This is a genomic window from Dickeya sp. CFBP 2040 (assembly GCF_012273755.1).
In the GTDB taxonomy this organism is placed as follows: Bacteria; Pseudomonadota; Gammaproteobacteria; order Enterobacterales; family Enterobacteriaceae; genus Dickeya; species Dickeya poaceiphila.
In genome coordinates this window covers 35644-58611 of sequence record NZ_JAAVXH010000074.1, presented here as the reverse complement: position 1 = coordinate 58611, position 22968 = coordinate 35644, and the positions used below count along the sequence as shown (strand labels likewise).

Below are 22968 nucleotides of genomic sequence, written 5' to 3'. Positions count from 1 at the left end.
CTGAAATGTGATGCCGGGCGCCAGTTTCTCTTCTCCATTTCTTACATCCCGGTTATCGTTTCTGACTTTTACTCACTGAGATCTTGCTATGACCTTACATATTCGTTGGGCGGTGCAGCGGGATTCTGCCACCATCCTGAATTTTATTCGTGAACTGGCTGAATATGAAAAAGCGCTCCACGAGGTAAAGACCAATCAACAAGAAATTGAGCAAACGTTGTTTGGTGAAGGTGCATCCACCGAGGCGCTGATTTGCGAATGGAACGGTGAGCCAATCGGATTTGCGGTGTTCTTTACCAGTTACTCCACCTGGCTTGGGCGCAATGGCATTTATCTGGAAGATCTCTATGTATCACCGCACTGTCGCGGCCAGGGCGCCGGCAAGGCATTGCTGAAATACATTGCGCGTCTGGCAGTTGAACGCGGTTGTGGACGACTGGAGTGGAGCGTACTGGACTGGAACCAGCCCGCCATCGACTTCTATGACAGTTTGGGCGCCGCGCCGCAAAACGAGTGGATTCGTTACCGTCTGGAAGGCGACAGCCTGCTACAGGCAGCTCAGGAATAACCTACATTATTCGCAGAGCAAAAAAACAGGCGATGAAATACCTGTAACTTGTTACGGATAACACCTGACATTGGCAGTGACTGAACGCCAGTCGCAATAATCAATAATGTCGCTGGTGCGCAGTCAGTTTTCAAACGGTAAAATGGCCTTGTCCTGCTGATACAAGGCCGAATCAGAAAGTACTATGTGGTTCGAAAAGAAAGTACTATGTAGTTCAGAAAGTACTATGCGGTGGCGGTGGCCTTGATTTCACCACGTGCTAGTTGGTCGCGCTCCATAGATTCAAACAGCGCCTTGAAGTTACCCTCGCCAAAACCATCATCGCCATCCCGCTCAATAAACTCAAAGAACAGTGGGCCTATCAAGGTTTCTGAGAAAATTTGCAGCAGCAGCTTTTTCTGCCCATCGCGGGTATTACCGTCAATAAGAATGCCGCGCTCCCGTAAAGCGTCGGTATTACGTCCATGCTCAGGCAAGCGTTCCTCCACCATATGGTAATAGGTATCGGACGGTGCAGTCATCAACGGTAACCCAGCCTGACGCAATTGATCAAGAGTCGTCAGAATATCGTCGGTTTGCATCGCAATATGCTGGATGCCTTCCCCATTAAAACGGCGCAGAAATTCCTGAATTTGTCCGTTACTGCCTTCCGCTTCCTCATTTAATGGAATACGAATTTTACCATCTGGCGCTACCATGGCTTTAGAATGTAATCCGGTATATTCACCGGCAATATCAAAATAACGAATCTGCTGAAAATTAAATATTCGGGTATAGAATTCAGACCAATAATCCATTCTTCCCTGATAGACATTATTAGTCAGATGATCGATGGTGTGCAGACCAAATCCCTTCGGATTTCTTTCCACACCAGGAATAAATGAAAAATCGATATCAAAAATATCCATATCAACATGATATTTTTCAATAAAATAAATTTTCGAACCACCAATTCCCTCAATTGCCGGCACCAGAATTTCCCCTGGTTTTGCCGTCTGCTCTGCTGGTTTGGCGCCGGACGCAAGCGCCTGCTCATAAGCCTGAAGCGCATCTTTGACATAAAAACCGACACCACAGGCTCCTGCGCCATGCTCTTGCAAAAACGTTCGTGGAAAACCCTTGGTGGTATTATTAACAAGGAAATTAATATTGTTCTGTCGAAAGAGTGAAATATCACGGTGGCGATGGTGTGCGACACAGGTAAATCCCAGCGAAGCGAATAACGCAGAGAGCGCTTCCGGAGCATCGGTAACAAACTCGATAAAAGCAAATCCATTCAAATCGAGCGGATTAGCAAATGATTCAGTCATATTATTTCCTTTGTCCATAAAGGAGGGCGCATAAAAAAACCAGAACCAGACTGGTTAAAATAAATATAGCGTCACCAGTCATTTTCGGATAACAATTTTTTCTTATTAAAAACACAATAAATAAATACAAAGTAATTTCTATTATCACTATTTATTTATGATGAAAATAGAAAATAATGGATTTAGCTGTCCGGCACACTCCGTTGCTGGTTGCCTGCGACGGGGCTGGTGTGGAGACGGGCAGCCCCTACACTGTGTATACGCGACCCACATAAGGCAGAGAAAATAGCAGCCATCCATAACGCACTGGAAAAATTTTTAGAAGCAGCTAACTAGAAACCTATCACCAGCTTATCGGTAACCTATGAGCCGTCAAAAATCCCGACCTGTCGACAGGCATCGAGAAAAGGTTTCTTGAGAAAGTTACACTCCGCATACGGCTTTTTCTGTGTCTGGCGCGCCAATGCCGCCATGAATTCCTCAGGGTCCCGACCATCTTCCTTCCACTCATCCAGCACCTGCGCCAACCAGTATTTGCCGTCATTTTCCGCACAAAATTTAGCCTTGTAGCGTTCTTCAATACCATACACATCTTTCCAGGTTTCGAGTTCCTCTGTCAGTGCCGCGGGGCCGAATTGCAGTGTGATGTCAGCAGGCATCAACGCGTCGATGTCCGCCTGCTGCAGAGCAACCTGTATTTGAATGGCATGGTCCGCTGCAACATAAGGATTGAAAGCTTTGCGTCGCCCTGTCGCGTTATGTACAGGATCTTTGCTCTGCTTGTAGGTGCTGTTGCACTCATGGCACGCAGGAGCAAGATTGCGAAAGTTGATGGAGTTGAATGGGTATAGCGCTTTAGGCAGGTAGTGATCGTAGGCCTCACGTTTGCTGTGATGCTCACCCTTGATGTCGCCTATACCACAGAAAGGGCATTTCCCCGTCTTGTTCGCGGCAACAAAAGCCTGATAGTGATCGTCGATATCTCCAATTTTGGCACGCAGCGCAGCGAGATCCAGTAACGACTGCGAGTACAATCCTTTGAAAAAAGTTGCCAGCAGTGCACCCAAGTCTTGATATAGCACGGTAATATCTGCATATCGGATGATCGGTGCAGCAGGATCATTGGCACACACTTTTTCCAGGTCGTTATTGCCTTGATACCACAGCTGAAACTGATTTATCTGTGCGGCAGTCAGTACCGAAAACAAGCCATAGATTCGCTCCACATGGCTGTAAAAGAAATCAGCGCCTTGTGCATCGGAGTAATAAAACGCCTCCATTACTTCACGTAATTCTCGATTGGTGTCGAACAGATGAAGGCCAAACGGACCGCTTGCCGGTGCTTTACACCAAACCTCGTGAAAAATGAAGTCGATAAACGCCTGCATCTTCTCCATCTTGGTGCGGTACATAGGTGTAGGGAAACAGCATCAGTCTTGTAACTCCTCATTGACTGATTGATCGCTATCGAGAATAGCTTTGATCAACAGTATCTTTTCCACCGAGTCGCCCAGTCGCTGGTTAACTTCAGTGATCAGGGTTTCCTTGTCCTTATGGCCTTCTTCAACGGCTCTGCGTAAATCATTCAGTAACGTCTGCGCATAACCACCGATGGTTTCGCGTTTATTGAAGGTATTCATGGTGATCTTATTGATCGACGCCCCCAACGTGTTGTAAGTCGGCTTACTGATGCTAACCTTGCCGTTATCCTTGGTAAATACCAGAACCTTGTCTGGCTTGCTGTCGGAGATCAGGAAAGGTGTGTGGGTGGTGAGCAGCATTTCCTGACCCGCTTTCCCGGTATCGGGCAGACACTGGCGCAGTCGGGTAATGAAGCTGGCGCGCCAGTGCGGGTTGAAGTGCGTTTCCGGCTCGTCCAGCAGAAACAGGCTGTTAGTTTCACGAAACAACAGGCACAGTCCGAGACTGTGTAATAACTGATGTTCGCCATCCGACAGTTCCTTGAGCAGCATCGGTTTTTCGACACCTTGCTTGGTGAAGTAAACATTTTTAAAGCGCATGATGCGCTGATCAGAGGCCAGCGTCGGCACGGTTTCACTGACGTAGTGGCTGGTGGAGCGATATAAATCCGTCTTCAGCGCATCACTGACGGTGTACAGGTTGAGTGATAACAACACCTGAAACGCCTGGAACAGCACCAGAGCTGAACCATCGAAGTTTTCTCGAAAAGCTTGCCGGGTGGCATCATTTACCCAATAGTCGAGCACGAGTGTATCGGTGGACTCATCCTCGTAATACAGGGTGGCGCAGCGCTTGAGCGCACTGACCATCAGTGAAGATCTTTCGTCACCCTCCAGCCATCGCATCATATTCAGGTGGTAGCGGGTGTTACCTGTATCATCCGTGTCGGCAAGCAAGGCAGGGTTATTGTTTACAATATCATCGAGTGACTGGTTCTGTTCCTCGCTGGCGAAAGCGGTCAGTTGCTCCGGGACTAGGGGGATGCTGCGCCGGATGATGATGCGGAACTCCCGCAATGCCTCAATGCCGACATCTTCGCGAAAGGGCTGGAGTGTGGCCTCATCCTGAAACAGCAGGTTGCACAGTAAGATAGCCTGACTGAAACCGTTGTCCAGACAGACCAGCCGTGTTTCCGGGTGGCCGGGATATTGCTGTTGTTGGGTCAATGCATTCCAGTATTCGTCGAACTGTACAAAACGCATTTTGAAAAACGGCAGGCTTAGGATTTCATTCTCGCCAGATGAGTAACCCAGCACATAGTGGGGCAGCAAAATATCAGCGTAACCGCCGCTGAAGGCTTCGTTAGCATCAGTGTTGAAATCGCTCTGGTTTCTCCACAGGAAACGCACGGATTCTTCGGGATGCTTCCATACGCTGACGTTTGCCCATTCCGGGCCACCGGGGTTTCGGTACTCTGCCGGGATGCGGATCAGGTAATCCAGCTCAAACGCAACCGGCGAGAAATCCTGCCCGGTATTTTGTAATGCTTCGGGCAGAAAGCTGCGGCGTACCCGCAGGGTTTCCAGTTGAAAGAAAATGGCCGCCAGCACTTCGAGCAAATTGGACTTACCGCTGCCGTTTGGGCCGGCGCACACGAACGGGGCAAAGCCTTCGGGTTGGGCCAGCTCGTCCTGCAGGCTCCACTCGGTGCGGAAGTGGTATTCAAAGCCACAGGGCAGGCTGCGAAAGCCTGCCGGGTCAGTGATTTTGAGGCGTAGCAGTTTCATTGGTCTGGCTGCCTTCTTGCACGCAACAACAGCCTGTTGCCGAACTGTCGCTTGTTATTTATCAGGATGATGTCACGGGTTTGCTTTAGCCGCCTTGCCCGAACCTGCTCGAATACCCAGGCTTTGATGTTTTCGTAGTCGCTTGCGCCCAGTGCGATGTCGTGGTCTGGGTGCAGTTCCGCCAGCCGTGTTTGCGCGATGGTTATGAATTGCTGCACCGAAAACGGTGTGCCGTCCAATTGTGTGCGATAGGCTTCCAGCCATTGCGCCATCAATGCCTTGCGCGCCTCGGCGTTTTCCAGTGCGGCTGGCAGGTTGTCTGTGGTGGGCAGGTGAATTGCAGGCTCTGCCTGAACAACCATTTCGGGTTCAGCGGCGTACTCTTCAATGGAAACGTCAGCGACAGGCTGGTCGGGGAGCGGCACGCGCGATAAATCCAGCTCGCCCTTAAAGGCCTGTTGGCTAAGTGTGCCGTAAAGGGCTTCCAGATCGGTGAGGCTTTGCTGGTAGCGGGATTTTATGCTTTCGACCTTTTCGACGATGGTGGCGAATTGGTTTTGCAGAGACAATGGCGGTTTCGGTAAGCGGACTGATTTTAAATTTGTCTTCGAGATGTTTGGCATTGACCCAGCAGCACCAGCTGCTAGCGATTGAATTGCCTTGCGCTGTGAATCACAAGTAAGTAGCTTCCACATAAAGATTGGATTTATGTCTACGTCCTGTTTGAAAATAAAGCGGAAGATTAGATCCGGCATCAGAAGCTTTGGCCTGGTACTAAACACATAAGCGCAAGCGGCTACTAATTCGTAGGTGTTTTTCCTGCTAAACAGTAAATCGCCCGCTTTAACTTCATCACGTGTTGATGGGATTACGTCGTTTGGTAGTGCTTTATTTTCCGTCTCATCGAATTTGCAGCGTGTGACTGCGCCCAGCTTGAGCACCCCCCATTCATCAGATTCGGCTTTCCTGGCCTCACACTTGGGGCTCTTCCCACTTTCAATTTCGGCGAGTAATTCGGAGAATTGAATTTTGTCCCACCCCTTCTCATTCCGCACCGGATCGCCGAACATCTCCAGAAATACGCTTTTGAGCAGGTCGTCGAGCTGTTGCAAATGGTGTTTGCGTTGGGTAACCAGTTCTTCCACTTTGCCAAGAAGGTGGGCAATGCGGATTTGGTCTTCGTAGGGGGGAAGCTCTATTTCAAGATTTCTGATGATCGTCGCCGAAAGGTTTTTCAGTGCAACACCACGACCTTGATTGACAAGCCTCTGTTTGTTGCTTGTAAACCAAACCTTGAGATAGTTCAGATTTATTTCATTATCTTTCCATGGTTTTATACCAAGAATCGCTTGATTGGTGGATAGTTCTCTTCCACTAATGCAAACTTTACCTATAGACCCATACATGGCAAATAAAAGAGTACCCTTTGGAAACAACTTACCACGAATATTTTTCAAGCCATCGATAGATATGTATTCTTCGGTTTCGTAGACAATACCGTTGCTAGCATTCTCGATGTCAGAGATCTTTACCCACGGAATATTCCCTTTGAAATATCCAGGATTTTTTCTTGATGGTGTGCCGCCGCTTGAAATATCGCAGATATGAGAAAGTTTGACGGTTCTCATCCCACCATCCCCTTCAATTCCAGCAATTCCCGCACGATGCCGCTTTGCACCTTAGTCAGGTCTGCTTCTTTTACATCGCCCACTTCCGCCTGAATCAGCCGCTCCAGAATCACGGCTGGTGCCTCGTACTGCACCTCCTCGAACACTTCCTGTTTGTAGCGCGACAGCGACAGATCGTAACTCTCGGCCTCAATTTCAGTGCGCGGCACCATAAAGCATCTGGCGGTACGATCGCTTTTGTCATCAGGAATAGCCGCTACGTCGCGGGCGTGGTACCTGGTGATGATATCTTGCAGGTCGCCATAGCCTTCCTGCTTGGTGCGCTTATCATCCAGCGAATAGCCGTCGGCGACCATTTCGTAAAACCAGACGTGCCCGGTGGCGGGTTTGGTGACCTTGTCTTTTGGTCCCCAGACTTTGGTAAACAGCAGAATGGCGGTGCTGACCCCGGCATAGGGTTTAAATACGCCGCTGGGCACGGTGATGACGGCCTTGAGGTCGCAGCGCTCCACCAGGGTTTGGCGTAGATCCCGGAATGCTTTCGCGGAGCTAAACAGCACGCCCTGCGGTACGATCACCCCGGCGGTGCCGCCTTTTTTCAGCAGACGATAGATGTTCTCGACAAATAATAACTCGGTCTTGGTGGTCGCGAGTTGCAGGTTCTCGTTAATGTCACCCTTGTCGATACTGCCGGTAAACGGCGGGTTAGCCAGCACGATGTCGTAGCTGGCTTCTTCGTTGTAGCCCTTGCTCAGAGTGTCCTGATAATCGATGTGCGGCTCGTCAATGCCGTGCATCATCAGGTTCATCAGGCCCAGGCGCACCATGGTGGCGTCGATGTCGTAGCCGTACAGGCTTTCCTGCAGAGAGAGCTGCGTTTTGCGGGTCAGTTTGGCCGCCACCGAAGTACGGATAAAACCGTCTTCATCGGGAATGAGATCCTGCTTACCGTCTTTGATGGCCAGTTGGGTGACGATGTACTGGTAAGCACCCAGCAGAAAGCCGCCGGTACCGCAGGCTGGGTCAGCGATACGCTGGCCCAGTTGCGGCTGCACCAGATCGGCCATCAGCTTGATGATGTGGCGCGGGGTGCGGAACTGGCCGTTCTTACCGGCAGTGGCGATTTCTGACAGCAGGAATTCGTAGACATCCCCCTGGATATCCTGAAACGCCTGGCCTTTTTCCCGCGAGTCCCGCTCCATGATTTCGAAAATGTCATCGATGGTTTTCACCGCTTCCACCAGCAGCGCTGGCTTGGGGATGATGAATACCGCATTCTTCATATGGTGGGTGAAGTTGGATTCAGCGCCGTTCAGGTCTTTCAGAAAGGGAAATACCTTGCCCTGAACATGCTGCAGCATTTCTTCAGCCTGCATACGTTTGAATTCACTCCAGCGCAGCGTGCGTTTTTCTATCTGGTAGCGTTTTTCATCTTCCAGTTTCTTTGCCCACTCTGCATCGGTATCTTTTTCTTCCCGGCGAGCCCGATATTCAGGTGGAATCCAGGTGCCTGCGAATTTGGAGGTGTATTTCTCACCAGTCCATTCGGCATCGGCCTGCCGTTTCTGATCCAGTTCGTCCAGCCGTTTCATGAACAGTAGGTAGGTGATCTGTTCAATGGCGGTGAGTGGATTGCTGATGCCGCCGCTCCAGAATTTGTCCCAGAGATGTTTGATGGCGCTTTGCAGGTCGGGGTTGTTTTGCAGCATGGGGCTGGGTTCTCGATCTAGTCTTTATCTTGATGTTTAGAGGCTGGCAGTTTTCCTGCCTGTTTGACGAGCTTTTTCTCTTCCGTTTTGACGCGGCGTTCCAGTTTTTTGATGTCTTCCTCAGCAGGGAGTTGCTCAGGCTTGATTCCGCGCTGGCCGAGCATGTCGCGCACACTGAGGTTATTCTGCTCGTGCTCGCGGGTGATTGACGGCTCGCCATGTAACTGCCCCTGCATGACGTTGTGATTAGTCATCTCGGTGGCCAGGTTTTTAGCGGCAATGGTCAGTGTTGGCAGGAAATCAGCCAGTGGGCGAGCCTGAGTGATACCGTAGCGGTCTTTCATCATCTGGGTGGTGTTGCCGCCGAACAGTGCGGCATCGCCCCTGGAGCGAATGCGGCCAAAGCCTTTATCGTCCACGCCACGCTCGTAGAGATTCTGCGACAGTGTTTTTTCTGATTCCCGCAGGCGTTCGCGGGCATCCAGCCTGGCCTGCAGGCGCATACGATCTTCAATCAGCTCCTGTTTGCGGGTCTGGATAGCAAAGTAACTTTGGGCAAACGCGATGGCTTCCTTACGTGGGTCACCATTTTGGGCGATGAGGTAGCAGGCATAGCGAGTGAGCATAAAATCCTCTACCGGACGCTGCCCACCTTTGCCGATTTCGATCATTTTCGTGACGCCACGAAAATGATCAGATTCATCATAACCTGTTGTTTTACATGACTCCACTGCTCTGCCGATAGCCGTCTGAAAGTTCTCCCAGCGGGCGTAGCCGAGCGGTTCCATCAGGTCGCGAGCAAACCAGAACTCTACCCCTTCTTCGGGGATGGTGTGGCTCAGGTTGTCAAAGTGACTTTTCAGTTGTTGAATAATGTGGGATTCCATTCAGCCTCTCCAGTTGTTGTATTGCCTGCCATTATGCTGCCAGATGCTCGGTCAGTTGCAGAATTTCGTTGATTTCCACCGGGCTGAACACACCACGAATGCCTTGTGGGTGGATAACCGTGAAAGGTGCGTTGACAAGGTCTTTCTTCTCTACCTTTTCACGTTCAATAATGAAATTTTTTAACAGGTCGAGAAATTCTAACTGTCGGCTGGATAATGTCGTATGGGCACGGATGAACTGCTCAAATGCTGCGCTGACTTCATCGGGGAAGCTCTGCAGCACGTCAATATCGAGAATATGGCGGATGAACTGGATGAAGCGCGCCTTGCGGTTCTTATAGATTTGGCGCAGCAGATCCTCGGTGATGTGCGGGTGTTCTTCATGCAGCAATTCAGCAAGTTGGCTGGCCTCTTCTGCGCTTACGGCTTCGCCGTTCTTGATCTTCTGTAGTACCGGGTTGTGCTCGGTCAGTTCGGCGATAAGCTCCTCAACCATTTCCCGATAACGAGCCGTGCTAACGGCCTCTTGCTGTGGGCCGAACTCGACCATTTCCTTGTTGTGCAGCACATCGGTGAGATCCAGATGTACAGGACTGGGGCTTGGACTCTGTTCGCGGAACTTCATCAGCGGGGCGAGTTTGGCGACCAGTTCGTCAAAGGCATCTTCGTCGGCGCTGGCCCAGTAGTGGCTGGTCTGCACCGTACGAATCAAGTCTTCCTGCTGTCGGACGAAACTGACTGATAGCGGTAACTCACCTATCTGCTCAACGATACCGTCTTTGAGTGTGTCGGCCTGCTGTTTATCTGCACTAAGAACTGCCAGCGAGTATTCGAGCACATCTCGTTCGAAACGCATGGCTTTGAAGTCGGTTTCCGACAGGGTGCGGAACAGAGGTTTGATCTCAGAGCGCAGAAACTCCAGCTTCTGGGGCGTCAGGTTGCGCCAGAAATTTTCTTCTTCCAACCGTGCCAGAGCGGCAGCCGCTTCTTTGATTACCACAGAGTGCTGGGGTAGTTCGGCAATCTGCTGGCGCAGCTTGATAATTTCACGTCCAGCAATATCGTCATGACTCGTGGCAATGGCTTTGTCTACCTTATCCAGACGCAGACCCACCAAACGCACGGGTAGTGGTAACTGAGCGTTAAGTTCCTTGCCTTTGGGCTGTAATTTGAAGTATTCGAAGTTATCCCAGCAGTCGAGGATCAGGAACACGTCTTTCTCTGTGCACCAGGGTTTGGGTTTGCTACTTTCCAACAGGCGGGTGCCACGACCGATCATCTGCCAGAACTTAGTATAAGAATATACGGGCTTGGCAAACACCAAATTAACGATTTCACGTACGTCTATGCCGGTATCGAGCATGTCCACGCTGATAGCGATACGTGGCATATCGTTGTGAGTGAATTGATCCAACAGGCCACCTTTGCCATAGACACGCGGGTCATCCGATACCAGTACTTTAGCCAGTTCACCGTGGTATTGGGGATAGAGTTTATCGAAGATTTCTTCAATGCGGCGAGCATGAGACCTGGAAGTGCAAAAGAAGATCGTCTTACCGGGCAGTACGCCGTTGGCATCCTTGATGCATTCTTCCATGAACTCCCTGACGATTAGGGTATTGGTGCCCTTGTTGGTCACCTGTTTTTCAAGTTGGGTACCTTCGAAGTTAATCTCTTCGATCTCTTTGCCTTGAAGAATGAGCTTTTTTTGGTCTTCCAGCGAAATGGTGCGTTTGCTGATGCCTTCCATCTGAAATTTAGTCTGGATCTTCATGACCTGAAAACTACAGAGGTAGGGCGGTTGGTGGTTGACCGCCTCTTCGAAAGTGTAGGCAAAGGTGGGTAGGCCATCCTCACAATCGAAAAGCTGGAAGGTGTTGTGGTCAATGATGTCTGTTGGTGTGGCGGTTAAACCCAGTGTGATTGTTTTAAAGTAATCGAGAACTTCTCGATAAGTGTTGTAGATGGAGCGGTGACTTTCATCCACGACGATGAAGTCGAAAAAATGCGGCGACAAATGCTGGACTTCGTCACGAATGATGTTGAGCATGGTCGGGTAAGTCGCCACATAGATGCGGCGATCTTTGGCGATAAGCTTTTCACCCACATTGGGCCAACGCGGTTCACTGGGCAAGTGATCTTTAAATGCAACCAACGCCTGCTCACGCAGAGCAATGCGGTCAACCAGAAATAGCACCTTTTCGGCATGACCTGCGCGCATCAAGGCATCGACCATTGCAATGCAGGTACGCGTTTTACCGGTGCCGGTCGCCATGACTAGCAGGAAGTTACGTTTCTTCTGCTCAATCCCTTCAAGCACCGAACGAATAGCACGGATCTGATAGTCTCGTCCGGCGATAGAGGTGTTGATGAACTCTTCTGTGAGTGGCTTACGATTACGGCGGATATAGGCAAAACGCTCCAAATCGTCACGTGTGGGGAAGCCGACAACCTTGCGCGGTGGTGCATTCTCCAGATCCCAGAAATAGATTTCCAGACCATTCGTATAGAAACAGAAAGGCAGTTCATCTCCCAGTTGATTCTGGATGTTGTAGCAATACTGCTTGGCTTGCTCTCGTCCTAATGTCGCGTCGCGGCTGCTCTTCTTGGCCTCGATCACCGCCAGAGGTTTGCCATCCTTGCCCAGCAAGACATAATCGCTGAATTGATGTCCCTGATAGTAAGCTGGCGCTTCAGCCACGCCCTGAGGCAAAGTAGTAAGGATGTCGAACTCTTCGATGACCTGAGTTGGGTCCTTGACGTCCCATCCTGACAGGACGAGTTGCTGGTTGATAAGCTCAGAGCGTGTCTGCGCTTCAGATCTCGCCATACCTGCCACCCCTTACAAAGATCAAAATTCCCTAGTAATGCTTATTATATTTCCATGTTCAGATAATTAGCACATATGTTCGATGTAACTTTGCACACTACCGCACCATCTTAACCAATCCATGTTTATTACTTCATAAATTGCTTTAGATTGTCACTTCCCAATACAAAAACTGGAAAAAATCCGCCCCAGCAGATCGTCGGAGGTGAATTCACCGGTGATTTCGCTCAGTGCCTGCTGTGCCAGCCGCAGTTCTTCAGCCAGTAACTCGCCGGCATAAGCGCCAACCAATTGCTCATAACCTTGCTGCAGATGCTGCGCTGCCTGCTCCAGCGCCTGTAAGTGACGGCGGCGGGCCAGAAAACCCCCTTCGGTGTTGCTGGTAAATCCCATGCTCTGCTTTAAGTGCTCACGCAACAGGTCTACACCGTCACCCGTCCGGGCGGAAAGGCGGATAAGTGAGTAAGTACCCACATCATCCATGCCCAATGGCTCGCCGGTGACATCCGCTTTATTACGCACAACGGTGATCGGTAACCGACTCGGTAGCCTCGCCATGAATTCCGGCCAGATAGCCGCCGGTTCTACCGCATCAGTGGTGGTGCCATCTACCATAAACAGCACCCGGTCGGCCTGTTCGATTTCCTGCCACGCCCGCTCAATACCGATACGTTCTACTTCGTCGCTGGCTTCGCGCAGCCCGGCGGTATCAATGATATGCAGCGGCATACCGTCGATGTGAATATGCTCACGCAGCACATCGCGGGTGGTGCCGGCGATATCGGTGACGATAGCGGCATCGCGCCCGGCCAGCGCATTCAGCAGGCTGGATTTACCGGCGTTGGGTCGGCCAGCAATCACCACTTTCATCCCTTCACGTAACAGGCTGCCCTGCCGCGCTTCGCCACGTACGCCTTCCAGATCGCCTATCACAGCATTGAGCATGGCTTCGATTTTGCCATCAGAAAGGAAATCAATTTCCTCATCGGGGAAATCGATCGCTGCTTCCACATAGATTCGAAGGTGAGTGAGTGCTTCCACCAGTTGATGAACGCGGGAGGAAAAGACACCTTGCAGCGAGTTGACGGCGGAACGGGCAGCCTGCTCAGAACTGGCGTCGATCAAATCGGCAATCGCTTCAGCCTGCGCCAGATCCAGTTTGTCGTTCAGAAATGCTCGTTCAGAAAACTCGCCGGGGCGAGCGATGCGCACGTCAGGCAGCGCCACCACCCGTTTGAGCAGCAAGTCGAGAATAACCGGGCCGCCGTGTCCTTGCAGCTCCAGCACGTCTTCGCCGGTAAAGGAGTTCGGGCCGGGAAACCACAGGGCAATGCCTTGATCGAGTACGCTGCCGTCAGTGTCATGAAAAGGCAGGTAATCGGCGTAACGCGGTTTAGGCAACTTACCCAGCACAGCCTGCGCCACATCGGCAGCGCGGCGGCCAGAGATGCGCAAAATACCTACGCCGCCGCGTCCCGGCGGGGTGGCTTGGGCAACGATGGTGTCGGTATGGCTCATGGTGTTCTCTCTGCATTCTCGCCTGTTTTCAGGCGTTGTTACGGGGGTAAAAAAATAAGGCGGTCAGTGACCGCCTCATAATGAGATTGATTGGGCAATCAACCGGTTATTTCTTCTCGCGGCTGTGCAGCCCGCGTTTTTCCAGCCCGCGGTAAATCAGCTGCTGCTGAGCGATGGTCACCAGGTTGCTGACGATATAGTACAGTACCAGACCTGACGGGAACCACAGGAAGAACACGGTGAAGATCACCGGCATGTAGGTCATGATCTTCTGCTGCATCGGGTCGGTAACCGTGGTCGGCGACATCTTCTGAATGAAGAACATGGTCAGACCCATCAGGATCGGCAGCACATAGTACGGGTCCTGTGCCGACAGGTCATGAATCCACAGTGCGAACGGCGCGTGGCGCAGTTCCACCGAGCCCATCAGCATGTAGTACAACGCCAGGAAGATAGGCATCTGGATGACCAGCGGGAAGCAACCGCCCAGCGGATTCACTTTCTCCGCTTTGTACAGCGCCATCATTTCCTGGCTCATCCGCTGTTTGTCGTCGCCAATACGCTCGCGCATCGCCTGCAGTTTCGGTTGCAGCATACGCATTTTCGCCATTGAGGTGTACTGCGCTTTGGTCAGCGGGTACATGATACCGCGCACGATAAAGGTAATAGCGATGATGGAAAAGCCCCAGTTGCCGATAAAGCCGTGCAGGAACTTCAACAGCTTGAACAGCGGCTGAGAGATGAACCACAACCAGCCGTAATCAACCGTCAGGTCCAGATGCGGTGCAACCGTTGCCATTTTGTCCTGAATTTCCGGGCCGACCCACAGGGTGGCATTCAGGTTCTGCTGGCTACCCGGCTGTACGATAACCGGTGTGGTCTTAAAGCCGATAGCGGCTAAGCCATTGCCAAGGTTGGCGCTATAAAACGTATTGTTCGCGGCAGCGTTTGGTACCCAGGCGGTAGCGAAATACTGTTGCAGCATGGCAACCCAGCCGCCCTGAGTATTGATGTTCAGGTTCTCTTTCATATCGCTAAAGCTGTATTTGCGATATTTATCGTCGCTGGAAGAGAACGCAGCACCTCGGTAAGTGTGCAGAGCAAAGTTATTGCTGCCGGTATCGCGGTGTGACGGCAAATCGATAGACTGCTTCAACTGACCGAACAAGGTCAACTCCAGCGGCTGAGCACTGGCGTTATTAACGCCGTATTCCACATTCAGCGCATATTCGCCTCGTTTCAGCACGAAGGTTTTGGTGAAGCTGACGCCGTTGGCATCGGTGTAGGTCAACGGAATACGCAGTTCATTCTGGCCGGCGGCCAGTTCAAAACGATCCGCCGGCGCAGTGTACAACGGGCGTGAACCGTTAGCCGGATTGTCCGGGCCGTTTTTACCGGTCAGGCCGCTCTGTGCCTGATAAGTGAAGGCTGGCGTGGTTTCCAACAGTTTGAACGGCTGGTTGGAACCCAGTTCTGCCGGGTAAGCCAGCAGATCGGCTTCTTCGATGTCGCCGCCGCGGGTGTTGATGTTCAGCGACAGCACGTCGGTTTTAACCGTGATCAGTTTACCCTGACCGCTGGCAGGTACGCCCTGGTTGGCTGCATCGCCTACAGCGCCATTCGCCTGTTGCGTGGTCTGGGTGGTCGCGGGTGGATTTTTGTCCGTTTCCCACTGCTGCCAGATCATGAACGTCACGAATAGCAGAGCGATGACAAGAAGATTGCGTTGCGAATCCATCGTTAGTGTTCTCTGTTATTGTCGGGTTTTGGCGGTACGGGATCATCACCACCAGGGTTCAAAGGGTGGCATTTTAATACGCGTTTGAGCGTCAACCAACAGCCTTTTATCATGCCGAACCGGCGTATTGCTTCAATGCCATATTGGGAGCACGACGGCTGAAAGCGGCAGTGCGGTCCAAGTAGCGGACTGATAAAGCGTTGATACCCGCGTATCAGTCCGATCAGCAGGCGTGAGCCAAACGACAGTGACGGCGCCATAATTTTTCCAACGCTTCCGTTAGCGTACGGTTATCCAGTTCAGACACCCCTTTTTTGGCGATGACGACAAAATCCATCGCGGGCAGCTCGTGTTGACGCAAACGAAAACTTTCACGTGTCAGGCGCTTGATACGATTACGTTCATGAGCTCGTCTGACGTGCTTTTTTGCGACGGTAAGACCAATACGAGGGTGTCCCAGCGTATTTGGGCGACCGAGGATGGTTATCTGCGGCGTACCGGCCCGTTGTGGCTGCTGGAAGACGAAAGAGAAATGGCTGGGAGTTAACAGACGTAACTCCCTGGGAAAAGCGAGCGTAACCACTCGAAGGGTTAGCTTTTATTACTTGGAAACAGTCAGACGAGCACGGCCTTTCGCACGACGGCGGGCCAGAACCTGACGACCATTTTTAGTGGCCATACGAGCACGGAAACCGTGGCTACGGTTACGCTTCAATACGGACGGTTGGAAAGTGCGTTTCATGGCGATTTCTACCTAAACTTGATTTAAGACTTCACAGTAAACGCGTTTGGCTACTCGGCGTGAAAAATGACCGACGCCTCTATCGCATAATAATAAAGAGGCGGGATTGTAATAATTGTACAGCCCAGAGTCAATTAACATCCGCACTTTACCCGCCTGAAACTTCCCGGTTGTCCCGGATTTTTCGTTTGATCAGCACAGAAAACAGGCTGCTCAGCACAGAAAACAGGCGCTACGCGCAGGCCGGGAATTATACGGACTCTGCGCTAAAGCGCAAGGATCTACCGGCGATCCAGTCAACGGGATCATGATCCGCGTCACCTCTGATCGTTCCAATTCCGTTTATGCTTAACATCCATAAGGGATCTATAGGCTTATTGTGGGTAACCGCATGGATACCCCGCCAGAAAAGCCGATTTTTGCGCATAGCATAAGAAGAGCCTGTGGATAAAAAGGATCGAAACTGTGTAGAAAGGGGAGATCTCTTTCGTGGTTTAGGTTATGATCCGCCGTCCCGCTAACGATCCTTGTAATCAGGATCGTCACGGTAAAGCCGCCTTCCGCGCGGCGCACCCCGGCGCTGCCGTGTCCATGCGTAGCCGGGTGCCTGAAAAATCATGAGTTACATAACTAACATCTGTTCCTTTTCTTGATTGACCTTGTTCGAGTGGAGTCCGCCGTGTCACTTTCGCTTTGGCAGCAGTGTCTTGCCCGTTTGCAGGATGAGTTACCTGCCACAGAATTCAGTATGTGGATACGCCCGTTACAGGCGGAACTGAGTGACAACACTCTGGCGCTTTACGCCCCGAATCGTTTTGTACTGGATTGGGTGCGTGATAAATACATCAATAATATCAATGGATTGTTAAATGATTTCTGCGGCATGGATGCGCCGTTGCTACGTTTTGAAGTCGGTAGCAAACCGGTAACGCCCGTTGCTGTTCCAACCGGCAACCACAACGCCACCATGCCTGCGCCTCAGGCGCGCGCCGCATCACCAGTGCGCCCAAGCTGGGAAACCTCGGCACTACCTGCCGAACACACCTATCGTTCCAACGTGAACCCCAAGCACACCTTCGACAACTTCGTGGAAGGTAAGTCCAACCAGTTGGCCCGTGCGGCGGCGCGCCAGGTGGCGGATAACCCCGGTGGCGCGTATAACCCCTTGTTTCTGTACGGCGGTACTGGTCTGGGTAAAACCCACCTGCTACATGCCGTGGGTAATGGCATCATGGCGCGTAAGCCGAACGCCAAGGTGGTGTACATGCATTCCGAGCGTTTTGTGCAGGATATGGTTAAGGCGCTGCAGAACAACGCTATCGAAGAATTCAAACGCTACTACCGCTCTGTGGACGCGCTGCTGATTGATGACATTCAGTTTTTTGCCAATAAAGAGCGCTCGCAGGAAGAATTTTTCCACACATTTAATGCGTTACTGGAAGGCAATCAACAGATCATTCTGACGTCGGATCGTTACCCCAAAGAGATCAATGGGGTGGAAGATCGTCTCAAATCCCGCTTCGGCTGGGGGTTGACTGTGGCAATCGAACCGCCGGAGCTGGAAACTCGCGTGGCGATCCTGATGAAAAAAGCGGATGAAAACGATATTCGTCTGCCCGGTGAAGTGGCGTTTTTTATTGCCAAGCGCCTGCGTTCCAACGTGCGTGAGCTGGAAGGCGCGCTGAACCGCGTGATCGCCAACGCCAACTTCACAGGCCGGTCGATCACCATTGATTTTGTGCGCGAAGCACTGCGCGACCTGCTGGCATTGCAGGAAAAACTGGTCACCATCGACAATATTCAAAAGACGGTGGCGGAGTACTATAAGATTAAAGTGGCCGACCTGTTGTCCAAACGGCGTTCACGTTCGGTGGCCCGTCCGCGTCAGATGGCGATGGCGCTGGCCAAGGAGCTGACCAACCACAGCTTGCCGGAGATCGGCGACGCGTTCGGTGGCCGTGACCATACTACGGTGCTGCACGCCTGCCGCAAAATAGAGCAGTTGCGCGAAGAAAGTCACGACATCAAAGAAGATTTTTCCAATTTAATCCGAACCTTATCGTCATAACATCATGAAATTTATCGTTGAGCGTGAGCATCTGTTAAAACCATTGCAACAGGTCAGCAGTCCGCTGGGTGGGCGACCGACGTTGCCGATTTTGGGCAACCTGTTGTTGCAGGTCAGTGAAGGACGGTTATCGTTGACCGGTACCGATCTGGAAATGGAGATGGTGGCGCATCTGGCGCTAACACAGCCCCATGAGCCGGGCGCGACTACCGTTCCAGCCCGCAAGCTGTTCGATATTTGCCGCGGTCTGCCGGATGGGGCGGAGATTTCCGTCACGCTGGAAGGGGATCGGATGCTGGTGCGCTCCGGGCGTAGCCGTTTCTCGCTATCCACGTTGCCGGCAGCGGACTTTCCCAATCTGGACGACTGGCAGAGCGAGGTGGAATTCACCCTGCCGCAGGCAACGCTGAAACGCCTGATCGAAGCGACCCAATTTTCGATGGCGCATCAGGATGTGCGTTACTACCTCAACGGTATGCTGTTCGAAACCGGCGGCGAGGAGCTGCGCACTGTCGCGACTGACGGTCACCGTCTGGCGGTGTGCGCTATGCCGGTTGGTCAGTCTCTGCCGTCGCATTCGGTGATCGTACCGCGTAAAGGGGTGATGGAACTGGTACGCCTGCTGGATGGCGGCGATACGCCGCTGCAATTGCAGATCGGCAGTAACAATATCCGTGCCCATGTCGGCGACTTTATCTTTACCTCCAAACTGGTAGATGGCCGCTTTCCAGATTATCGCCGCGTACTGCCGAAAAATCCGGACAAGACGCTGGAAGCGAGTTGCGATCTGCTGCGTCAGGCGTTTTCCCGTGCGGCGATCCTGTCGAACGAAAAATTCCGTGGCGTACGCTTGTACCTCAACCAGAACCAGTTACGGATCACCGCCAACAACCCGGAGCAGGAAGAAGCAGAAGAGATTCTGGATGTGGAGTACGGCGGCACGGAGATGGAAATTGGTTTTAACGTCAGTTACGTGCTGGATGTGCTTAACGCGCTGAAATGTGAAGACGTACGTCTGTTGCTGACCGATTCGGTATCCAGCGTTCAGATTGAAGATGCAGCCAGCCAAGCAGCGGCCTACGTGGTTATGCCAATGCGTCTGTAATCAACGCGTGTGCCTGCTCGTTGCAACACGCCGCGCCATTGGGTGCGGCGTGTTGTTATCGGTGTTGTATTGATTCTGTTATCGGTAAGGGCGCGACACGGTCTGGTATGGGCAACAAATCTGGCAAAATGGTTGTGATATGGCGCTGACCCGTCTTCTTATCCGCGATTTCCGCAATATCGAATCGGCTGATCTGGCATTGATTCCCGGTTTCAATTTTCTGGTGGGTGCCAACGGCAGCGGCAAGACCAGTGTGCTGGAAGCCATCTACACGCTAGGGCATGGTCGGGCATTTCGCAGCATTCAGGCCGCGAGGGTCATTCGTCATGAGCAGGCCGAATTCATTCTGCATGGCCGTATCGAAGGGCAGGAGCGTGAGCGCGCTGTCGGGCTGAGCAAAAACCGCGACGGCGACAGCACGGTGCGTATCGACGGCAGCGACGGCCACAAAGTGGCGGAGCTGGCGCAGCTGTTGCCAATTCAACTTATCACCCCGGAAGGTTTCACCCTGCTTAACGGCGGCCCTAAATACCGCCGCGCTTTTCTGGACTGGGGTTGTTTTCACAACGAACCCGGCTTTTTCAGCGCCTGGAGTAATCTGAAAAGGCTGTTGCGTCAGCGTAACGCCGCATTGCGCCAGGTTAGCCACTATGGGCAACTGCGTGCCTGGGATCGGGAACTGGTGCCGTTAGCCGAGGGCATCAGCCAATGGCGCGCTGAGTACAGCGCCGCTATCGCTGCGGATATCGCGTCTACCTGCGCCCAGTTTCTGCCTGAATTTTCCTTAAGTTTTTCCTTCCAGCGTGGCTGGGATAAAGAGAGTGATTACGCTGAACTGCTGGAGCGCCATTTCGAGCGCGACAGGCAGTTAGGCTACACCGCGCTGGGGCCGCACAAGGCCGATTTTCGTATCCGCGCCGGCGGTGTGGCGGTGGAGGACATGCTGTCCCGCGGCCAACTCAAGCTACTGATGTGCGCGCTCCGGCTGGCGCAGGGCGAGTTCCTGACCCGGCAAAACGGGCTTAAGTGCCTGTATCTGATCGACGACTTCGCCTCGGAGCTGGACAGCACCCGTCGCCGCCTGTTGGCCGAGCGGCTGAAAGCAACGCAGGCGCAGGTGTTCGTCAGCGCTATTACTGCTGAGCAGATTAGCGACATGGTGGGCGAAAATGGCAAGATGTTCCGCGTAGAACAAGGTAAAATAACCGTTCAATCACAGGACTAAATGAGCGAGAAACGTTGATGTCGAATTCTTATGACTCCTCAAGTATCAAGGTATTAAAAGGGCTGGATGCGGTCCGTAAACGCCCAGGGATGTATATCGGTGATACGGATGACGGAACCGGTCTGCATCACATGGTATTCGAGGTGGTGGACAACGCTATCGACGAAGCGCTCGCAGGCTATTGTAAAGATATTATCGTTACTATTCATGCTGATAACTCGGTATCAGTGCAGGATGATGGTCGTGGTATTCCAACTGGCATCCACGAAGAAGAGGGCGTGTCCGCCGCTGAAGTCATCATGACCGTGCTGCACGCGGGCGGTAAGTTCGACGACAACTCCTATAAAGTATCCGGCGGTTTGCACGGGGTGGGGGTATCGGTGGTGAATGCCCTGTCAGAGAAGCTGGAACTGGTTATCCGCCGTGAAGGTAAAATTCATCATCAGGAATACAAGCATGGCGAACCGCAGGCACCGCTGAGCGTAACCGGTGATGCTGACACCACCGGCACCACGGTGCGTTTCTGGCCGAGCCTGGAAACCTTCACCAACGTGGTCGAGTTTGAATACGACATTCTGGCCAAGCGCCTGCGCGAATTGTCGTTCCTCAACTCCGGCGTATCTATCCGCCTGCGCGATGAGCGCGAAGCCAACAAAGCCGACCATTTTCACTACGAAGGCGGCATTAAGGCGTTTGTGGAGTACCTGAATCGCAACAAGACGCCGATTCACCCGCAAGTGTTCTATTTCAGCGCTGAAAAAGACGGCATTGGCGTGGAAATTGCGATGCAATGGAACGACGGTTTCCAGGAAAATATTTACTGCTTTACCAACAACATTCCTCAGCGTGACGGCGGTACTCACCTGGCGGGTTTCCGCGCCGCCATGACTCGTACGCTGAATAACTACATGGACAAGGAAGGCTACAGCAAGAAAGCCAAAGTCAGCGCCACCGGCGATGACGCACGCGAAGGGCTGATTGCAGTAGTGTCGGTGAAGGTGCCGGACCCGAAATTCTCTTCCCAGACCAAAGATAAGCTGGTCTCTTCAGAGGTGAAATCAGCGGTGGAATCGCTGATGAACGACCGTCTGGTGGACTACCTGATGGAAAACCCCAACGACGCCAAAATCGTGGTCGGCAAGATTATCGATGCCGCCCGCGCCCGTGAAGCCGCGCGTAAAGCCCGTGAGATGACCCGCCGCAAAGGCGCGCTGGATCTGGCCGGCCTGCCGGGCAAGCTGGCGGACTGTCAGGAGCGCGACCCGGCGCTGTCCGAACTGTACCTGGTGGAGGGTGACTCCGCAGGCGGTTCCGCCAAGCAGGGCCGCAACCGTAAGAATCAGGCCATTCTACCGTTGAAAGGTAAGATTCTGAACGTGGAAAAAGCGCGTTTCGACAAGATGCTGTCCTCGCAGGAAGTGGCGACGCTTATCACCGCACTCGGCTGCGGCATTGGTCGTGACGAGTACAACCCGGACAAACTGCGTTACCACAACATCATCATCATGACCGATGCGGACGTTGACGGTTCCCACATTCGTACTCTGCTGCTGACCTTCTTCTATCGCCAGATGCCGGAAATCATCGAGCGCGGTCATGTATTTATCGCCCAACCGCCGCTGTACAAGGTCAAAAAAGGCAAGCAGGAACAGTACATCAAAGACGACGAAGCGATGGACCAGTACCAGATTATGCTGGCGCTGGACGGTGCCGCATTGCATACCAATGCCCACGCGCCAGCGATGGCGGGTGAGCCGCTGGAAAAACTGGTGGCTGGGCACTACAGCGTGCAGAAGCTAATTGACCGCATGGAGCGCCGTTACCCACGTGCACTGCTCAATGCGTTGGTTTATCAACCGTCGCTGACCGACGCTGTGTTAAGCGATCAGGCACTGGCTCAGTCGTGGATGGAAACGCTGATTCAGTTCCTCAATGAAAAAGAGCAGCACGGCAGTACGTACAGCTTCATTTTGCGTCATGCCAACGAACGCCATGAGCCGGTGTTACGCGTGCGTACCCACGGGGTGGATTCGGATTACGCGCTGGATCTGGCATTTGTGCAGGGCAATGAGTACCGTAAAATCAATCAGCTGGGCGAAAAACTGCGCGATCTGATCGAAGACGGCGCTTATGTAGAGCGTGGCGAACGTAAACAGCCGGTCGCCAGCTTCGAGCAGGCACTGGACTGGCTGGTGAAAGAGTCACGCCGCGGTTTAGCCGTTCAGCGCTATAAAGGTCTGGGTGAAATGAACCCGGACCAGCTGTGGGAAACCACCATGGACCCGGAAAGCCGCCGTATGCTGCGCGTGACGGTAAAAGACGCCATCGCCGCCGACGAGCTGTTCACTACCCTGATGGGTGACGCCGTTGAACCGCGCCGTGCCTTTATCGAAGAAAACGCACTGAAAGCGGCGAATATTGATATTTGATC

Annotated in this window: 17 protein-coding genes and 1 pseudogene; 6 read left to right on the top strand and 12 right to left on the bottom strand. The window is 52.5% G+C overall.

Annotated elements, in window-relative coordinates; genetic code table 11:
* Window positions 1-88: 88 nt before the first annotated feature.
* Window positions 89-568, top strand: a complete 480-nt coding sequence (locus Dpoa2040_RS09635; RefSeq protein WP_042873669.1) for a GNAT family N-acetyltransferase — start codon at window positions 89-91, stop codon at window positions 566-568.
* Window positions 569-792: 224 nt separating this feature from the next.
* On the opposite strand, the gene hppD is transcribed toward Dpoa2040_RS09635, so the two are convergent.
* Window positions 793-1878, bottom strand: coding sequence for a 4-hydroxyphenylpyruvate dioxygenase (gene hppD, locus Dpoa2040_RS09630; protein ID WP_168641163.1), 1086 nt, complete (start codon window positions 1876-1878; stop codon window positions 793-795).
* A gap of 189 nt (window positions 1879-2067) precedes the next feature.
* Here hppD and Dpoa2040_RS09625 point away from each other — a divergent pair.
* Window positions 2068-2193 (top strand): annotated as a pseudogene (locus tag Dpoa2040_RS09625) (IS630 family transposase); the annotation flags it as partial.
* A gap of 47 nt (window positions 2194-2240) precedes the next feature.
* On the opposite strand, the gene Dpoa2040_RS09620 reads toward Dpoa2040_RS09625, so the two are convergent.
* From Dpoa2040_RS09620 to rpmH, 11 genes are all read right to left on the bottom strand, one after another.
* The gene (locus Dpoa2040_RS09620; RefSeq protein ID WP_168641105.1) at window positions 2241-3266 is read right to left on the bottom strand and encodes an HNH endonuclease; all 1026 of its coding nucleotides are present in this window, start codon (window positions 3264-3266) and stop codon (window positions 2241-2243) included.
* 42 nt (window positions 3267-3308) lie between these two features.
* A complete protein-coding gene (locus Dpoa2040_RS09615) occupies window positions 3309-5087 on the bottom strand; it encodes a restriction system-associated AAA family ATPase (RefSeq protein WP_168641104.1) in 1779 nt (592 codons plus the stop codon).
* A complete protein-coding gene (locus Dpoa2040_RS09610) occupies window positions 5084-6715 on the bottom strand; it encodes a restriction endonuclease subunit S (protein WP_168641103.1) in 1632 nt (543 codons plus the stop codon). The genes Dpoa2040_RS09615 and Dpoa2040_RS09610 overlap by 4 nt, the downstream gene beginning before the upstream one ends.
* Window positions 6712-8424, bottom strand: coding sequence for a type I restriction-modification system subunit M (locus Dpoa2040_RS09605; protein WP_168641102.1), 1713 nt, complete (start codon window positions 8422-8424; stop codon window positions 6712-6714). The genes Dpoa2040_RS09610 and Dpoa2040_RS09605 overlap by 4 nt, the downstream gene beginning before the upstream one ends.
* 17 nt (window positions 8425-8441) lie before the next feature.
* Complete coding sequence (dinD, locus tag Dpoa2040_RS09600; RefSeq protein WP_102802651.1) at window positions 8442-9311, bottom strand: DNA damage-inducible protein D; 870 nt, start codon at window positions 9309-9311, stop codon at window positions 8442-8444.
* 31 nt (window positions 9312-9342) lie between these two features.
* Window positions 9343-12141, bottom strand: coding sequence for a DEAD/DEAH box helicase family protein (locus tag Dpoa2040_RS09595; RefSeq protein ID WP_168641101.1), 2799 nt, complete (start codon window positions 12139-12141; stop codon window positions 9343-9345).
* 153 nt (window positions 12142-12294) lie between these two features.
* A complete protein-coding gene (gene mnmE / locus Dpoa2040_RS09590; RefSeq protein ID WP_168641100.1) occupies window positions 12295-13659 on the bottom strand; it encodes a tRNA uridine-5-carboxymethylaminomethyl(34) synthesis GTPase MnmE in 1365 nt (454 codons plus the stop codon).
* A 106-nt stretch (window positions 13660-13765) separates the two neighbouring features.
* Window positions 13766-15397 carry a membrane protein insertase YidC gene (gene yidC, locus Dpoa2040_RS09585; protein ID WP_168641099.1) on the bottom strand — a complete coding sequence of 544 codons (1632 nt, stop codon included), beginning with the start codon at window positions 15395-15397 and terminating at the stop codon, window positions 13766-13768.
* 2 nt (window positions 15398-15399) lie between these two features.
* Complete coding sequence (yidD, locus tag Dpoa2040_RS09580; RefSeq protein WP_012886807.1) at window positions 15400-15657, bottom strand: membrane protein insertion efficiency factor YidD; 258 nt, start codon at window positions 15655-15657, stop codon at window positions 15400-15402.
* Complete coding sequence (gene rnpA, locus Dpoa2040_RS09575; protein ID WP_012886808.1) at window positions 15621-15980, bottom strand: ribonuclease P protein component; 360 nt, start codon at window positions 15978-15980, stop codon at window positions 15621-15623. Before rnpA ends, yidD begins: the two co-directional genes overlap by 37 nt.
* Before the next feature lie 18 nt (window positions 15981-15998).
* A complete protein-coding gene (gene rpmH, locus Dpoa2040_RS09570) occupies window positions 15999-16139 on the bottom strand; it encodes a 50S ribosomal protein L34 (RefSeq protein WP_000831330.1) in 141 nt (46 codons plus the stop codon).
* Between the two features lie 679 nt (window positions 16140-16818).
* On the opposite strand from rpmH, the gene dnaA reads away from it, so the two are divergent.
* The 4 genes from dnaA to gyrB all read left to right on the top strand — a co-directional run bounded on the left by dnaA (window position 16819) and on the right by gyrB (window position 22966).
* A complete protein-coding gene (gene dnaA, locus Dpoa2040_RS09565; protein ID WP_371810617.1) occupies window positions 16819-18207 on the top strand; it encodes a chromosomal replication initiator protein DnaA in 1389 nt (462 codons plus the stop codon).
* 4 nt (window positions 18208-18211) lie between these two features.
* Entirely contained in the window at window positions 18212-19312 is a 1101-nt protein-coding gene (gene dnaN, locus Dpoa2040_RS09560; protein ID WP_033568156.1) for a DNA polymerase III subunit beta, read from the top strand.
* A gap of 139 nt (window positions 19313-19451) precedes the next feature.
* On the top strand, window positions 19452-20537 hold the full coding sequence (gene recF, locus Dpoa2040_RS09555; RefSeq protein ID WP_016941621.1) for a DNA replication/repair protein RecF: 1086 nt from the start codon (window positions 19452-19454) through the stop codon (window positions 20535-20537).
* A 17-nt stretch (window positions 20538-20554) separates the two neighbouring features.
* Entirely contained in the window at window positions 20555-22966 is a 2412-nt protein-coding gene (gene gyrB, locus Dpoa2040_RS09550) for a DNA topoisomerase (ATP-hydrolyzing) subunit B (RefSeq protein ID WP_168641097.1), read from the top strand.
* Window positions 22967-22968 lie beyond the last annotated feature (2 nt).

Coding starts and splice junctions, on each gene's coding strand:
- Dpoa2040_RS09635 (WP_042873669.1), top strand. CDS start 89: ATGACCTTACATATTCGTTGGGCGGTGCAGCGGGATTCTGCCACCATC.
- hppD (WP_168641163.1), bottom strand. CDS start 1,878: ATGACTGAATCATTTGCTAATCCGCTCGATTTGAATGGATTTGCTTTT.
- Dpoa2040_RS09620 (WP_168641105.1), bottom strand. CDS start 3,266: ATGCAGGCGTTTATCGACTTCATTTTTCACGAGGTTTGGTGTAAAGCA.
- Dpoa2040_RS09615 (WP_168641104.1), bottom strand. CDS start 5,087: ATGAAACTGCTACGCCTCAAAATCACTGACCCGGCAGGCTTTCGCAGC.
- Dpoa2040_RS09610 (WP_168641103.1), bottom strand. CDS start 6,715: ATGAGAACCGTCAAACTTTCTCATATCTGCGATATTTCAAGCGGCGGC.
- Dpoa2040_RS09605 (WP_168641102.1), bottom strand. CDS start 8,424: ATGCTGCAAAACAACCCCGACCTGCAAAGCGCCATCAAACATCTCTGG.
- dinD (WP_102802651.1), bottom strand. CDS start 9,311: ATGGAATCCCACATTATTCAACAACTGAAAAGTCACTTTGACAACCTG.
- Dpoa2040_RS09595 (WP_168641101.1), bottom strand. CDS start 12,141: ATGGCGAGATCTGAAGCGCAGACACGCTCTGAGCTTATCAACCAGCAA.
- mnmE (WP_168641100.1), bottom strand. CDS start 13,659: ATGAGCCATACCGACACCATCGTTGCCCAAGCCACCCCGCCGGGACGC.
- yidC (WP_168641099.1), bottom strand. CDS start 15,397: ATGGATTCGCAACGCAATCTTCTTGTCATCGCTCTGCTATTCGTGACG.
- yidD (WP_012886807.1), bottom strand. CDS start 15,657: ATGGCGCCGTCACTGTCGTTTGGCTCACGCCTGCTGATCGGACTGATA.
- rpmH (WP_000831330.1), bottom strand. CDS start 16,139: ATGAAACGCACTTTCCAACCGTCCGTATTGAAGCGTAACCGTAGCCAC.
- dnaN (WP_033568156.1), top strand. CDS start 18,212: ATGAAATTTATCGTTGAGCGTGAGCATCTGTTAAAACCATTGCAACAG.
- recF (WP_016941621.1), top strand. CDS start 19,452: ATGGCGCTGACCCGTCTTCTTATCCGCGATTTCCGCAATATCGAATCG.
- gyrB (WP_168641097.1), top strand. CDS start 20,555: ATGTCGAATTCTTATGACTCCTCAAGTATCAAGGTATTAAAAGGGCTG.